The organism is Mycobacterium sp. NGS61, from assembly GCF_059812325.1.
On sequence record NZ_JCALCL010000001.1, the window covers coordinates 410,085 to 424,590 of the forward strand.

At 64.7% G+C, this 14,506-nt stretch carries 13 protein-coding genes; 6 read left to right on the plus strand and 7 right to left on the minus strand.

The window, feature by feature from the left end:
* Positions 1-136: 136 nt before the first annotated feature.
* The 4 genes from AC5Y3Z_RS02030 to AC5Y3Z_RS02045 all read right to left on the minus strand — a co-directional run bounded on the left by AC5Y3Z_RS02030 (position 137) and on the right by AC5Y3Z_RS02045 (position 3,277).
* Positions 137-631 carry an LppP/LprE family lipoprotein gene (locus AC5Y3Z_RS02030; RefSeq protein ID WP_463827683.1) on the minus strand — a complete coding sequence of 165 codons (495 nt, stop codon included), beginning with the start codon at positions 629-631 and terminating at the stop codon, positions 137-139.
* Between the two features lie 123 nt (positions 632-754).
* The gene (locus tag AC5Y3Z_RS02035; protein WP_473139086.1) at positions 755-1,204 is read right to left on the minus strand and encodes a universal stress protein; all 450 of its coding nucleotides are present in this window, start codon (positions 1,202-1,204) and stop codon (positions 755-757) included.
* Between the two features lie 76 nt (positions 1,205-1,280).
* A complete protein-coding gene (locus tag AC5Y3Z_RS02040; RefSeq protein WP_473139087.1) occupies positions 1,281-2,471 on the minus strand; it encodes a cytochrome P450 in 1,191 nt (396 codons plus the stop codon).
* A gap of 8 nt (positions 2,472-2,479) precedes the next feature.
* Positions 2,480-3,277, minus strand: a complete 798-nt coding sequence (locus tag AC5Y3Z_RS02045; protein ID WP_473139088.1) for a spirocyclase AveC family protein — start codon at positions 3,275-3,277, stop codon at positions 2,480-2,482.
* Positions 3,278-3,467: 190 nt separating this feature from the next.
* On the opposite strand from AC5Y3Z_RS02045, the gene AC5Y3Z_RS02050 reads away from it, so the two are divergent.
* Positions 3,468-4,133, plus strand: a complete 666-nt coding sequence (locus tag AC5Y3Z_RS02050; protein WP_473139089.1) for a TetR/AcrR family transcriptional regulator — start codon at positions 3,468-3,470, stop codon at positions 4,131-4,133.
* On the opposite strand, the gene AC5Y3Z_RS02055 is transcribed toward AC5Y3Z_RS02050, so the two are convergent.
* Together AC5Y3Z_RS02055 and AC5Y3Z_RS02060 are read right to left on the minus strand one after the other, a co-directional pair.
* Positions 4,134-6,278: a hypothetical protein gene (locus AC5Y3Z_RS02055; RefSeq protein WP_473139090.1), complete on the minus strand. Its 2,145-nt coding sequence runs from the start codon at positions 6,276-6,278 to the stop codon at positions 4,134-4,136.
* 109 nt (positions 6,279-6,387) lie between these two features.
* Entirely contained in the window at positions 6,388-6,990 is a 603-nt protein-coding gene (locus AC5Y3Z_RS02060; RefSeq protein WP_463827677.1) for a TetR/AcrR family transcriptional regulator, read from the minus strand.
* A gap of 93 nt (positions 6,991-7,083) precedes the next feature.
* Between AC5Y3Z_RS02060 and AC5Y3Z_RS02065 the strand changes: the two genes are divergently transcribed.
* The 5 genes from AC5Y3Z_RS02065 to AC5Y3Z_RS02085 are packed head-to-tail and all read left to right on the plus strand — an operon-like array spanning position 7,084 to position 12,964.
* On the plus strand, positions 7,084-8,250 hold the full coding sequence (locus AC5Y3Z_RS02065) for a spirocyclase AveC family protein (RefSeq protein WP_473139091.1): 1,167 nt from the start codon (positions 7,084-7,086) through the stop codon (positions 8,248-8,250).
* Between the two features lie 44 nt (positions 8,251-8,294).
* Positions 8,295-9,461 carry a spirocyclase AveC family protein gene (locus AC5Y3Z_RS02070; RefSeq protein ID WP_463827675.1) on the plus strand — a complete coding sequence of 389 codons (1,167 nt, stop codon included), beginning with the start codon at positions 8,295-8,297 and terminating at the stop codon, positions 9,459-9,461.
* 4 nt (positions 9,462-9,465) lie between these two features.
* Entirely contained in the window at positions 9,466-10,284 is an 819-nt protein-coding gene (locus AC5Y3Z_RS02075) for a CbbQ/NirQ/NorQ/GpvN family protein (protein WP_473139092.1), read from the plus strand.
* A gap of 11 nt (positions 10,285-10,295) precedes the next feature.
* Positions 10,296-11,978 (plus strand): nitric oxide reductase activation protein NorD, encoded by a 1,683-nt coding sequence (locus tag AC5Y3Z_RS02080; protein WP_473139093.1) that lies wholly within the window; start codon positions 10,296-10,298, stop codon positions 11,976-11,978.
* Positions 11,979-11,980: 2 nt separating this feature from the next.
* Positions 11,981-12,964 (plus strand): NAD-dependent epimerase/dehydratase family protein, encoded by a 984-nt coding sequence (locus AC5Y3Z_RS02085; RefSeq protein ID WP_473139274.1) that lies wholly within the window; start codon positions 11,981-11,983, stop codon positions 12,962-12,964.
* Here AC5Y3Z_RS02085 and AC5Y3Z_RS02090 read toward each other — a convergent pair.
* A complete protein-coding gene (locus AC5Y3Z_RS02090; RefSeq protein WP_473139094.1) occupies positions 12,954-14,411 on the minus strand; it encodes a phospholipase D-like domain-containing protein in 1,458 nt (485 codons plus the stop codon). The two genes, AC5Y3Z_RS02085 and AC5Y3Z_RS02090, sit on opposite strands and share 11 nt — an antisense overlap.
* Positions 14,412-14,506: the final 95 nt, after the last annotated feature.

Below are 14,506 nucleotides of genomic sequence, written 5' to 3' on the forward strand. Positions count from 1 at the left end.
CAGCGCAACAAATGGAGCCGATACGGACTGTGGGCTATCACCATGTTCTCGACCTTCAGCGCTGATGCGGGAGTATTTCCGCCCTCCATCTTGTCCGCTGCGACGCAAATGGCCAATCTTGCTAACGTCGCCGGGTCTACCAGGCCGGTTCGGGGTCCAGCGCCACCACGCGGTTGCCCTGCCACTGATAACGCACGGTGGTGATCGGTCCGGGGCATGCGGTGCATACGTTCCGGCCGTCTTTGTAGTCCAGGGTGACGGTGTCGTCGGTGGTCTTGGCGGCGTTCAAAGATGTGAAGGGATACGCCTTCGAGGTGGCGACACCGGCGAAAGCGCCTTTGTGGAATAGCAGAGCCAGGTCAGGCGAACTGCCGGTAGCACCCAGGACAGTGACGATCACCGTCGACAGCGTGGTGCACGGGTTGTAGTTGCTGCTCGGATCGAAGCTGTGCGTGTTGGTATCCCACCCGGAATTGTCCGGCAGGGCCGGCAGCGACTTGACCGCGGCTTGAATCTCCGGCGCTGCCAGGTTGACCCCGCACGCCGGGTCGGCGTGCGCGCGCACCGACAGTGGATTCAGCACGCTGAACGCGGCGATCAGCGCCGCCGGCACAATCATGCGTATCGACACATTGCCTCCCTGTTGGCGGCCTCCCCGTTGGCTGCACCCATGGTCGCGCGGCAGCATCTCAGGTGGTAGGACCGTGGCGACATTGTGTCGAAGAAGTGACCCTGCGGGTCCTGCCGATCAGTCTCAGTCTTCGGTCTCCACGACCAGCACTTCAGCTTTCGCGCGCTTGGAAACGGCTCGCGGCACCGAGCCCACGACCCGACCCACCAGCGAGTTGGTACCGACGTTGCCGACCACCAGCAGGTCAGCATTCGCGTCTTCGACGAGCTGCAGCAGCGCATCGACCGGTGCACCCTCCACGGCGCGTTCCTCGACCTTGGTGGCACCGGCCTCGCGCGCGCGGTCGGCAGCCTTGTGCAGCAGCTCGTAGACCGGCGCGTTACCTTCGGTGCGGTATTTCTCGTCGCGCGCCTGGTCAGGTGCCGTCCCGCCGTCGTCGCCGTCGTCCAGATACGCCGAAGCAACGATCAGGGTCGCCTCCGACTCGGCGGCGATCTTCGCAGCCCGATCCACCGCGCGCAGCGACGTATCAGACCCGTCGGTACCGACTACCACGACGTTGTAGTTGCTCATTGGAATCCTCCCGAAGGTGTGACCATTTACTAGCCCCTGACGGGACGAACCAAACAAGTTTGCTCGATCCGGTCGGCTAGGCGGTCCTGACGGGCAGCTGCGCCCACCCTCGCACGCTGGATGTCCGGGCCCGGCGGGCGTTGCCGTAGTCGACCTCCCAGTCAGTCCACCGCTTGAAGACCTCCTCGAAGGCGACGCGTCCCTCCAGACGCGCCAACGCCGAGCCGAGGCAGAAATGCAGCCCCTGGCCGAAACTGAGGTGGCCACCCTTGCGGTGGATGTCGTAACGGTCAGGGTTGGCGAATCTTGCCTCGTCACGATTCGCCGACCCGTTGAGCAGCAGCATGTAGGAGCCCGCGGTGACGGTCTGCCCGTACAGCTCGACATCGGCAGCTACGTACCGCGCCTGCACCGGCGACGGCGGCTCGTAGCGCAGGGTCTCCTCCACCGCGGATCCGAGCAGCGAAGGATCGGCGACCAACTCGCGACGCTGATCCGGATGTTCGCCGAGCAGTTGGCCCATGAATCCGATGAGTCGCGCGGTGGTTTCGTTGCCCGCGCCTGCGATCATCGCGGTGTAGGCCAGGACTTCGGTGCGGTCCAGCCGGCGACGGGTCCCGTCCTGCTCTTCCACTTCGGCGTTGAGCAGCTCTGTCATCAAGTCGTCGGACGGATGCTTGGCGCGCCACTCGATGTAGTCGGCGAACAGCGCGATGGAGTCCTGGAAGATGGTGGCGCTGATATCGCCCTGCTGCGCACCGACGGTGATGCTGTGGTCGTTGCGATCGCGGATGACCTGTTGCTCGCCTTCGGGGATGCCCAACAGGTACCCGATGGTGCGCATCGGCATGATCGCGCCCAGATCGACCACGAAGTCGAAGCCGTCGGCATCCCGCAGCGGATCCAGTGCGCGCGAACAGAATTCACGCACCAGATCTTCGACGGCCAGCATCCGGCGCGGGGTGAATACCCGCGACAGCAGCTTGCGGTGCAGGTCGTGCAGCGGCGGATCCTCGAACAGCAGGATCCCCGGCGGTACTTCGAGGCCGCTGAACAGGATGTCGGCAGTGGTGCCGCGGCCCGACCGGTAGGTCTGCCAATCGTGCAGTGCGGGCGCCACATCGGCGTAACGACTCAGCGCGTAGAAGTTGTACTTGTCGTTGAAATACAGTGGCGCTTCGGCACGCATCCGTTTCCACACCGAGTACGGATCGTCGTCGATGTCGTGATCGAACGGGTCGTAGTAGAGCTGCGCGGTCTGGACCATTGATGTTCCTATCGAGGCTGGTTCGGGACACCGGGGAACAGCTGCTCATTGGGCCCCGAGGTCACGTAGCCGCCCAGCATCGTGATCAGATGGGGCGCGAATACCGCGCCGTAGAGCAGGTTTCCGATCAGGATCACCGCGCCGATGGACAGGGCGGCGGACTTGACGCGGTTCTTCGTCCTCGACTCAGCCCACATTTCGATGACGTTGCGGCCGAAGGAATCGGTGCGCCCGAGCAGGTAGGCGAAGACCATCATCTGCACGCCCAGGGCGATGGAGTCATAGATCGGATACTGGTGCTTGGTGCCTTCGAAAACAGCCAACCCGGGAATCACGTACGCGTAATAGAAGACACCGAGCCGGGCGCCGAGGAAAGCGTTGAAGACGAACGCCCAACAGAATCCGACGACGAAACCGGAGATCAGGAGGGTGAACGGTCTCCCCAGCCTGTTGGCCCAATCAAACCGGGCCACAAGCCTTTTCCCGAGCGCGGCGCCGAGCACGGCGGGCAGCACGAAGTAGCCTATGTAGCCCACCGGTACCGACGAAGGGAGCCCACCCCACGTCATATTCAGCGGCCACCACGACGGCATCCGCGGCAGGGCAGGCGGGAACTGCGCATACATCGCCCAGTCGTAGGGTGCCTCGATCCAGGAGAACGAGATCGCCGAGATGCACAGCAGCAGCAGCGGGTGCAGCCGACGCTGCCGGACGCTCAGATACACACCCGCGGCGGTGAACGCGATGCCACTACCCCACCCGAAGATGACCGCGCCGGTGAGCAGCGGCGTCAGGCCGTCGTTCATTGGACAGGCTCGTCACGGTCGCCGCCACGCGCTTCGGGGTCGAAGTAATAGACCGCGCCGAAGATCAACACGATCAAGCCGAACAGGGTGCCGAGCATGATGACTGCGCCCACCGCCACGCCCCTTCCCGTAGACTTTTAATAGTGGACACTATTCTAAGCGATCGGTCAAGGGACTATCGTGAATAACCGTGTCCCCGCGACCTGCGCCCGAGAAGAAGCGGGCTGCGACGCAAGCCACCGTTGCGCCGCTGCGCCGACCCCGCGGCGAACCGCGCCGGTTACTGCTCGATGCCGCACGGGAGTTGTTCGCCCGGCAGGACTATCGGAGCACCACCACCCGGGAGATCGCCGAAGCCGCCGGAGTCAGCGAATATTTGCTCTTCCGCCACTTCGGCTCCAAAGCCGGCCTGTTCCGGGAAGCCCTCGTCGTACCCTTCACGACCTTCGTGCACGAATTCGGCCGGACGTGGCAAGCGGTCGTCCCCGAGGAGACCAAAGAAGAGGATCTGGCAAGGCTTTTCGTCGGACAACTCTATGACGTGCTGGTGGAACACCGCGGCCTGCTGCTGACCCTGTTGGCTTCCGAAGGCTTCAGCGAGGACGAATTCGCCGGCACCGGGATGGCCGATATCCGGGCGGCACTCGCGGTACTGGGCCAGATCAGTGCGGAGGGAACCCGGCTACGCGGGTTCAAGTCCAGCCAGCCCAACCTGCCGGCGCACTCGACGGTGGCGATGATCGTCGGCATGGTCGCGCTGCGCTCCACCTACTTCGGCGACGAACAACCCTCGCGCGAGGTCATTGTCGACGAACTCGTCCAGGCGACCCTGCACGGTTTCCTGCACCGCACCTGACTACTGCGCGGGCTCTGCCGCCTCGCTGCACCGGGGCAACTCGTGCAGGGCTGCGGGTCCCGCCCCGTCCGTCTGCAGAATCCGTTGGTCGTCCGCGGCGGTGGCGACGCTGATCTGCAGTTCGTCGCCGGCGGCGTTGTCCGGTGTGACGAAAAGCTGCAGTTCGCCCGAATTTGCGTACAGGATCGCGTCGTCGCTGGACAGTTTCCACGGCTGGCCGTCGGTCGGCCACCGGCCGCCGATGAGCCGGATTTCCTCGCGGTCGCTGTCCTCGTCGCTCGAGGTCGTGGTGACGCAGTCGACCCATAGCTTCGACGGCACCGGACGGAAGTAGACCGCAAGACGCTGCCGGTTCAAATTGGCGTCGATCGGGATCCCGATCGGCGGCAGCAACGTCCCCTCGGGACGGTCGTTGAGCGATTTCCTGACCTCGCGCGACCCCAATCCGGCACCGAACCAGTCGATCGTCAGCAACGTGCTGACGTAGTTCACGATCGCCAGGGTCAGCACACTGCCGGCGCTAGCGCCCACGCCGGCCCCCACCGCCCAAGTGACCGGCAGCGCAAGCAGGCCGACCACAGCGGCAGCGCCGGCGGCCGTCGCGGTCTTACCGGCCAGCGTCAGGCTGAAGTCGGCGTCCACTTCCGGCTCCGGCGGGTTTTGCGTCGGACGCACCCCGACGGTCCGGGGTAGCCGATCGAATTGCTCGTTGACGTGCTTGACGATCGCTTCGTAGTCCTTCTCGTCGAGTTCTCCGGCGCGCTTCTTCTCGCCGGCCGCGCTCAGCGAGCGCTCCAGGCTTTCGACGGATTCGCGGTCCGCGTACCAGGTCTCGGTCTCATCGGGGTCGCGCGGAATGTCGTCGAGACCCATCTCGTAGGTGACTTTGAAATTGGCCTTGAAGTCGTAGAGCTTCGTGTCCGCGCTGACGGTGCCGTCGATGACCAGCCGGCCCTCCCCGGTTCGCGGCAAGATGTCTGCGGTGAGCCCGTCCAGGTTGCGATCTTCGCCACCGATGTTGACCGTCTTCGGTCCCTCCAGCAGACACGGCACCTCGGCAACGAAGTCACTTTCCTCGAGGCCGAAGTTCTTCATCACGGTGTCCCGGACCTGTCGCAGGATGCTCCACCCGGTGACCGCCAATCCAGCTTTCTCACGCGGGTTTTCGGCCAGGATCGAGGCGGGCAGATCCTCCCCGGACGGCAGCTCGCGCAGCGTCTGGAGCTGGATCACCAAGGACTCGTGGGTGATTGCGTCCGAACCGGAGCCGACCTCGAAACGCTGCACCATTACGTCGAGGTCCTTGAATGTGGTGTCGTCGTCGGACTCGGGGTCCACCTCGACCGGCGTCGGCATGATCTTGACGATGCCGTCTTCGCCCTCCTCGGCGAGTTTGGGACGGACCGCATCGGCGATCTGGGCAGCCAGCGAGTCGAGCACCCGGGTTCGTAGTTCCTCGTCCGATGTCATGGGGTGCTGCAGCCGCTCCATGTTCACCATGAGTTGTCCTGCGATGCTGTGGGTGATCCAGTGCGCCTCGGCGTAGTCGAGTTCCCAGCTGACCCGGGGGTCCTGCCCGGCGAACACCGTATGACCGTCGGAGCGGCGTTCCAGGTCCGATCCGTACAGCCGCCCGCTGTACTCGTCCGCCGGCGGGGAAGCCACCAGCACGGGTGCGTCCTGCACGGTCAGATTCAACGCGATGGTCTGTTTGCCGGGCTCGATCTCATAGGGCTCGAGCTGGTCGTGGATCGTCAGCCGGCCGAACAGCGGGATCTCGTTGTACGGGATTTCCCGCGACTCCCCTTTGCGGGGACCGTCGGGGATGGTGATCGTCACCGGCGGCAGCGGCACCAGCGGGATGCAGCTTACCGAGTCGATGACGATCTTCGAGTCGAAGATCGCCAGGTCGATTGCGAAGTGCCGCAATGGATCACGGAGATCTCCGTCGACCTCTTCCTGCCACGGGCGTTGCTGGGCGTCGTGGATGAACCAGACCCGATCCAGGGTCAGGTCCAGCGTCGCGGTCGCCGAATAGCCGGTACCGTCGACGGACTCGGTGTACTTGTCGCCGCCGACCATGTCAGCCGTCTGGTCCTGGACGCGTTCACGATGGATCTCGATGATCGTGTCGGGGCGATGCATGTCAACCTCCCGGTGCGGTTGCTGCGCGTCATTCTGAACGGAGTGCTCGCGCTTTCTGTACCCACAAAGAACCGTCTTGAGTCAGGCGCCGCCGGGATGCGGGCCGGCATCACGGCAACTTGATCACCGACACGTACATTTCCAGCACCGGCCGGAACAGGTCGACGTCGTCGAGCTGACTGCCTAACATCACCGAATCCGTGGTGGCCACCAACACGTGGGCGAACGTCAACGGCGGGATCAGCAGCGCTCCGCCGAGCCGGTCGATGCCCTCGACGATGAACTTGCTCAGCGCCTCGACGACCTCTGAGCGTTTGGCGGCCACCCGCTCGCGCGCTTCGGCATTGCGCAGGAGATACAGGGTGAACTCGTGGCCCAGCGCGGCATGTTCGGCGCCGCGGTCACGGCTCAGTTGGCGCCATCGCTCGGCGATGTCGTCGAGTTCGTGTGCACCGATTTGGGTGGACGTCGACATGACGTCGGCGAAGTTGTCGAAATAGCGGCGCCAGTACCGGTCACTCACGGCGAGGAACAGGTCTTCCTTGGTGGCGAAATGCTTGTAGATCGCGCCCTTGGTGTAACCGGCAGCATAAGCGATGTCATCGAGAGTCGCTGCGGTGAAACCCTTTTCGGCGAACACTTCCTGCGCAGCATCCACCAGCAGAGCACGGGTGTGCTCGAGTCGTCGCTCTCGCGTCCACCGCTCCGCCATGCCGTGATTGTGCCACAGGATCTGGGATGCTCATTGTTCATTCAGATACCGATAGGTATATTGCCGATGGATCAGTAACCGAGGGGACCCAACGTGAGTGAATCGCTGAGGCAACAGGATGTGCCTGCCGTCGCCGAGTCGGCCGGCAACGTGGCCGATTTCGGCGCCCAGGCTCAGGTGCAACGGGTGCAACTGTGGGCGGTCGCCGGCGGAGCGTTGCTCGTTCTGCAGGTCTACGTGTGGATCCGCTGGATCACAGGGCCCTACTTTGAGCGGGTCCCAGCGGGTCCGACGGACGTGCCGCTGTTCATGAAAGTGCCGCTGATAGCGAACGCGGTGATCCTTTGGCTGGCGCTGCCGTTCGCGCTGTGGTGGTTCATCGTGCGGCCGTGGCGACGGGAACGCCGCATCACCCTGGACGGCATGCTGCTGGTGTCCACCGGGCTGATGTTCTTCCAGGACCCGCTGCTCAACTACTTCAACACCTGGTGCACCTACAACAGCTGGCTGTTCAACCGGGGTTCGTGGTCCTCACACATACCGGGGTGGGTGTCACCTGACGAGCCGGGCCGTCAGGTCGCCGAACCGCTGTTGACGAACGCGCCGGGCTACGCCTATGGGGTTCTGCTGATCACCATCTTCGGCTGCTGGGTGATGCGCAGAATCAAAGCGCGATGGCCGAATCTCAGCAACCTCGGATTGATCGGCGTGACATACCTGTTCACGTTCGTTTTGGACTTCGTCATGGAGGGTTGCCTGCTGCTGCCCACCGGGCTGTTCACGTATCCCGGTGCTATTCGGGCTGTTTCGATCAATGCCGGCCATTACTACCAGTGGCCGGTCTACGAAGGACTGATGTGGGGCGGCGTGCAGGCGGGCCTGTGCTGTCTGCGCTACTTCACCGACGACCGTGGCCGCTCCGTCGTGGAACGTGGAATCGACCAGGTACGAGGCGGATTCGTCAAACAACAGTTCACCCGCTTTCTGGCGATCTTCGCCGCGGTGAGCGCGTGTTTCTTCTTCCTCTACAACGTTCCCGCGCAGTGGATGGGTATGCACGCCGACCCCTGGCCACAGGACATGCTCAAGCGTTCGTACTTCGTCAGCGGAATCTGCGGCGACGGGACGACCCAGCCCTGTCCCGACCCCGCGCTACCGATGCCGCGCAAAGGATCGGGATACATCGACACCGACGGCAAGCTGGTTCTCCCACCCGGCGTTCGAGTACCACAGACCGTCCCCTTCGAACGAGGGAAATGAGTTGCCGGACAGAGCTGATGTGACGATGGCAGGAGGCTCCCGCGATGAGTGATCTGATGAACCAGAACGCGCCGGTGACCACCGAACGGCTCGGCAGCGCCGCCGGACTCAGCGTGCCGGGACCGCGACCAACCAGACCGGTCCGGATCTGGGCAGCCGCCGGTGGCGCGATCCTGGCGTTCCAGCTGTTTGTCTGGATCAGCTGGATCAGCGGACCCAACTTCGAGCGGGTGCCCGCCGGGCCCAGTGATCCGCCGACGTTCATGAAAGTCATCCTCACGACCTGGACGGCCGTGATCGTCGTGGGTTGGCCGGTTGCCATTTGGCACTTCATCGTGCGGCCCTGGCGGCGAGAACGGCGGGTCACGCTGGACGGCATGCTGCTGGTCGCCTGCGGCCTGATCTTCTTTCAGGATCCGCTGTTGAACTACTTCAACACCTGGAGCACCTACAACACCTGGATGTGGAACCGCGGCTCGTGGGTGCAAAACGTTCCCGGCTGGCAGTCGTTCGGTGAACCGGGCCGGATGATGGCCGAGCCGCTGTTGATGAACGCGCCGGGTTACTCGTTCGTCCTGCTGTGCACGATTCTCGGTTGCTGGGTGATGCGCAAGGTCAAGTCGCGGTGGCCCAACATCAGCAACGTGGGTCTACTGGGCGTCGTTGCGGTGTGGGCGTTCTTCTTCGATTTCGTCATCGAAGGACTCTTTCTGATGCCAATGGGGCTCTTCACCTACCCCGGTGCGATCCGGTCCCTGTCGATCAACCCCGACACCTACTACCAGTGGCCGGTGTACGAAGGACTGATGTGGGGAGGTGTGCAGGCCGGGTTGTGCTGCCTGCGCTACTTCACCGACGACCGCGGTCGCACCTTCGTCGAACGGGGGCTCGATCGCATCCAAGGCGGAGTCTTCCGACAGCAATTCACCCGCTTCCTGGCGATCTTCGCCGCGTGCAGCGCATTCTTCTTCGTGTTCTACAACCTGCCCGCGCAATGGTTCGCCATGCACGCCGAACCGTGGCCCGACGACGTCCTGAAACGGTCCTACTTCCTGATGGGAGTGTGCGGAGACGGCACGGATCGGCCGTGCCCGGATCCGGCATTGCCGATGCCGCGCAAGGGATCCGGCTACATCAACACCGACGGCAAGCTTGTGTTGCCGCCCGGCGTAGGGCTGCCGAACACGGTGCCGGTGGAACGGGGAAAGTGACTCGATGACTAACGGGGTGCCTGTGGAAGTTCAATCCGGTTGCACCACACCGTTTTACCGAGCGGTAGGTGAGGAAGTACAGGTCTTCCGGGCCGCCGCCCGACGCGGTCTGCCGGTGTTGCTGAAAGGGCCCACCGGGTGCGGCAAGACCCGGTTCGTCGAAGCCATGGCGCACGAGCTAGGCCGCAACCTGATCACCGTCGCCGGCCATGAAGACATGACATCCGCGGACCTGGTAGGCCGATTTTTACTCAAGGGCGGTGAAACCGTCTGGGTGGATGGGCCATTGACGCGGGCGGTGCGCGAAGGTGCCATCTGCTACCTGGACGAGGTGGTGGAAGCACGCCAGGACACCACGGTCGTGATCCATCCCCTGGCCGACCACCGTCGCGAATTACCGCTCGACCGGCTCGGCACCACGTTGCCGGCCGCTCCGGATTTTCAGTTGGTGATCTCCTACAATCCCGGTTACCAGAGCGTCCTGAAGAACATCAAGGAGTCGACCCGGCAACGTTTCGTCGCCATCGAGTTGGACTTTCCGCCGCCCGACATCGAAACAGAGGTTGTCGCCTACGAATCCGGAATCGACCTCGCGACCGCGCGCACCTTGGTCCGGCTCGGCAACGCGATCAGGAACCTGGACGGCTCCCCGCTGGGCGAAGTTTCCTCCACCCGAATGCTGATCCTGGCCGGCGGCCTGATCGCCGAGGGGCTGAGCCTGCGCTGTGCCGTCGAGTCGGCGGTGGTTCGCGTGCTGTCCGACGACCGGGAAGTGGTCCGCGCCCTGGGTGAGCTCGTCGACGCGGTGCTGCCCGCGCCGTGACGGCGTCAGACGTGAGCCGGTTCGCGCTGCTGGCCACGTTCGTGGCGGGCAGGTCCGTCGACATTGCGGAGGCACCGGCCGGCACCGGACCCCACACCGACGGGCGGGTGGTGTTCGTGTCGCCCGGACACCCCGCTGCCGAACAACGGCGCGAAATGCTGTTGCAGAGTGCGCTACTGGGCGCAGGGAGTCTGCACCCGCGGCTGGTGAAGGGTCTGCGCGCCCGGCCCTCGACAGCACGCCGCTACCTGGCCCTGGAAGGCACCCGCGCACTCACCGAACTCGCGGACCGCGTTCCGCTGGCGGCCGAACTCTGCCGGGGCATCGACCCGCGCAGCACCGCAAGTGCCGATGAGTCGCTCGAAATAGCAAAGGGCCGTAGCAGAGTCACTGATCCGCCGTCGTGGTTCGGCGTCATCAAACCCGCGCGGTTACTCAGCGCGTCCCCCCGAACCGGTGGGCGGGCCACCGACATCCAACTGCAGCTGGCCGCCGAAGTCGACGAGTCCCCGGCGACCGACGATGACCAGGACGACGGGCCGCACCGCGAAAGCAAGATCCTCAAACTGTTCGACAATCCCCTCGTTGCGTCGCGGACGGTCTCGGACTACCTGCGCAAGCTGCTTGGCTCCTCGCGCGGCGGAGACGACGCCGACGCCGGTGCTGAAATGCAGGTCCGCGCGATCCGGCGGGCAGCGGTCGGAGCGGATGCCCGGCCGCTGCCCACCCGCATCCAGTTCACCGACGACGGCAATCCCGGCGCTGCGGTGGGCGTCGGCGGGGCGCTGCACCCGGAGTGGGATGTCCACCGCAAGCGCTACCGGCCGCAGTGGTGCCGGGTCATCGACTTCCCGCTGAGCGCCACGGGCGGGAACACCGTCGAAGCCGGCATCGCCCGCGACGAGGTGTTGCGCCGACGGTTGGCTCGGGTCGGCCTCGGGCCCAGGGTATTTCGCGGTCGCCCCGACGGGGACGAGGTGGATATCGAGGCGCTCATCGACCTTTTCGTCGATCTGCGGTCCGGTCACTCGCCACCGGAAAACGTGTACTGCGAGCGCCGCAAGCTGGCGCGCAACCTGGGCGTGCTCATCCTGGTCGACGCGTCCGGGTCGGGCACCGACACCGATCCGCATGGGCTGGCCGTCCACGACCATCAGCGTCGGGCGGCCGCCACCTTGGCGGTCACTCTCGAAGAACTCGGCGACCGCGTCGCGGTCTACGGCTTCCGCTCGCAAGGCCGGCACTCCGTGCACCTGCCGATGATCAAAGGGTTCGGGCAGCGTTTCGGCGCCATCGGCAAGGCCCGCCTGGACCAACTGCGACCCCAGGGTTACACCCGGCTCGGGGCGGGCATCCGCGGCGCGGGCGAAATCCTCAAAGCCCAGGCCGGCACACCGAACAAATTGCTGCTGGTGTTGTCCGACGGCTATCCCTACGACCACGGCTACGAGGGCCGCTACGCCGAAGCCGACGCCGATAAAGCGCTCGAGGAACTCCGCGCCGACGGCGTTGCCTGCCTTTGCCTTTCGATCGGTTCGGGCGCCGCGACCATCGAGCTCGAACGTGTCTTCGGCTCCGCGGGCTTCGCCGGAGCGCCGACGCTGGCCGATCTGAGCGGCCGGATGGACGAACTGTTCCTGACTTCCCTGCGCGAACTGGCCGCGCCCAACCCCACTGCGAGGACACGACATTGAAGGTGCTGTTGACAGGGGCGATGGGCAACATCGGCTTCTGCACATTGCAGGTACTGCTCGACGAGGGTCACGACGTCGTCGCCTTCGACATCGACTCCCGCCGCGCCCGCAAGCTCGCAGCCGGTTTCACCGGACAAGCACGTTTCGTCTGGGGAGACATCACCGACGCGACGTCGCTCGACAGTGCGTTGCAGGGGGTGGATGCGGTGATCCACCTGGCGGCCATCCTTCCCCCGTACTCGGAACGCAACCCCGAACTCGCGCGCAGAGTCAACCTCGACGCCACCCGCACCCTGATCGACCGAATGACCGCCTCCCCCACTGCCAAACGGCTCGTCTTCGCCTCCTCCACCGGCATTTTCGGCGACATCCAGGATCGCGAACCACCGCTGCGGGTGGACACACCGGTCGCTCCGACCGACGAGTACGGACGCCATAAGGTGGCCTGCGAGACGGCGATCCGGGAGTCGGACCTGCAGTGGAGCATCCTGCGGCTTGCCGCGGTGACGCCGATCCACCTGCAGGCGCAGGACCCCAGCATCATGTTCGAGTTCAGCCCCGACGCGCGGTTCGAATTTCTCCATCCCGCCGACGCCGGAATGGCATTCGCCCGCGCCGTCGCCGACGAAAGGACAGTCGGCAAGACTCTTTACATCGCCGGAGGTGCGACCTGCCGGATGACTTACTACGAGTTCACCAACACACTGATGAACGCGATCGGCATCGGGCCGCTGCCGCGCGACGCGTTCGTGCAACGCAGACCTGCTCGTTTCTTCGGCGATTGGGTGGACACCGAGGAGAGTCAACGGTTGCTGCAGTACCAGACACGAGGTCTCGATGACCAAATACGAGACATGAGAAAGGATTTCGGGCTGCTGGTGCCCGTACTGCGACTGGTGCGCCCGCTCGCGACGTGGTTCATCGCCCGTCGATCGGCCTACCTGTCAGCGAATCGGCGGCGGGCCGGCGCGGCCGTCATTCCCTGAGTCCTGCGATGAATCGCTGCACACTGCGGGTCAGCGAATGCGGGACGTGGTCGGGATCCATCAGATCGTTCTCCGCCAACGGGCTCGCTTCATCGGACACCGTCTGTTCGGTGAAGGGGCGCAACGTCTTGTCCTGCCCACGTAATTCTTCGACCGCTTTGAGTAGGGACTGCGACCCGGCCAGCGCGTCCTCGAACTCCGCGACGGACACGCCCAGGTGTTCGGCCACCAAATCGTTGCGCACAGCGGTGATCTGGTCGCGGAGGTGGTCGTGGTCCGGATTGTCGGCATCGGCTTCGATGGCCAGATCGCTTTCGCTGTCGAACCCCATCGACCGGTTGTTCAGATTCGACGAACCGATGCGCAGTAACCGGTCGTCGACCACCATGACCTTCGAGTGCACATAGATGGGCGCGCCGCCGTCGGTCACCGGCCAGTACACCCCCAGGCGGCCGTGTTCGTCGGCGGCCCACAACGATTGGATGAGGCGGTGCCGCGCACCGTCCATGGTGCCGCGCTCGAGAGCATTGTTGCCCCGCCGCGGCAGCACGATCACGATCTCCGGACCTTCTTCTTCTTTCAGCCGGTCGGCCAGAGCATCGACCAGCCGCCGCGCCGCCAGGTACTGGTTCTCCAGGTAGATGGTGTGCCGCGCTGCCGCAATAGCTTCGAGATTGAGCGCTTCAGCTTCCCGAACCTCGTCGCGCCGCTCCAATTCCGGCAAGGTGCGCACGATTCCGACGTCGACATTGCGCAGGGTCAGCTCCAGCTTGCTCGGCCAGCCGGTGTGTTTGGCCTCAATCGGCCGCAACGATTGATTGGTGGCTGTCTCCCACCGTTCGCGGGCCAGCTGCGCCAGGGCGCGCGCGGCGGCGCCGTCCACGGCGGCGGCAACTTCGTGCCGCGCGCCGTAACTACGCCCCACGGACCGCCGGCTACGGCTGTTGTGCCGATGCGCACGGGTGTCCCAGCGGTTGATGGTCAGATCGATGCCACCGCAGAACGCCACCACGTCGTCGACGACAACGATCTTCTGGTGGTGCACCGAGCCGGCCGGGTGGGCCCCGTCGACCGCGAAGTTCAATCGCTTACTGCTGATGCGATTCAGCAGCGACGTCGGGGTCACCCCGTACCACATGCCGTCAAAGGCCGGAAGCAACCGCAGATTGGACCGCAGCAGATACACCTCGAGCTCCGGCCGCTTCCACAGCAACCAGTACATGAACGCGCCCAGCTGGTTGGGTCCCGGCAAGGTTTTCGCGCCACGTTCGAACGTCATCCTCGCGTCCAGATCCCAGGCGATCACCATGATGCGGTGTCGGGCGCGCAACATCGCCGCCTTGACATGCTGGAAGTAGTCCGCGGCGTCGACGATGCAGGCAAACTGATCGGCGCGCTCCACCTGCCAGCACGTCTGGCCGGGCACCAGCAGTCGATCGTCGGGCACTGCACAATTCCTCAACGCAATTGACGGGTCAGCGGCATAACGCAGTATCCAGCATATTCAGCGACCAGGCCGGGAGTCGCCGGGCGGGGCAACGA

What these genes read in the sequence shown, in the direction of transcription:
- AC5Y3Z_RS02035 (WP_473139086.1), bottom strand. Translation starts at nt 1,204, where the DNA reads ATGAGCAACTACAACGTCGTGGTAGTCGGTACCGACGGGTCTGATACG.
- AC5Y3Z_RS02040 (WP_473139087.1), bottom strand. Translation starts at nt 2,471, where the DNA reads ATGGTCCAGACCGCGCAGCTCTACTACGACCCGTTCGATCACGACATC.
- AC5Y3Z_RS02045 (WP_473139088.1), bottom strand. Translation starts at nt 3,277, where the DNA reads ATGAACGACGGCCTGACGCCGCTGCTCACCGGCGCGGTCATCTTCGGG.
- AC5Y3Z_RS02055 (WP_473139090.1), bottom strand. Translation starts at nt 6,278, where the DNA reads ATGCATCGCCCCGACACGATCATCGAGATCCATCGTGAACGCGTCCAG.
- AC5Y3Z_RS02060 (WP_463827677.1), bottom strand. Translation starts at nt 6,990, where the DNA reads ATGGCGGAGCGGTGGACGCGAGAGCGACGACTCGAGCACACCCGTGCT.
- AC5Y3Z_RS02070 (WP_463827675.1), top strand. Translation starts at nt 8,295, where the DNA reads ATGAGTGATCTGATGAACCAGAACGCGCCGGTGACCACCGAACGGCTC.
- AC5Y3Z_RS02075 (WP_473139092.1), top strand. Translation starts at nt 9,466, where the DNA reads ATGACTAACGGGGTGCCTGTGGAAGTTCAATCCGGTTGCACCACACCG.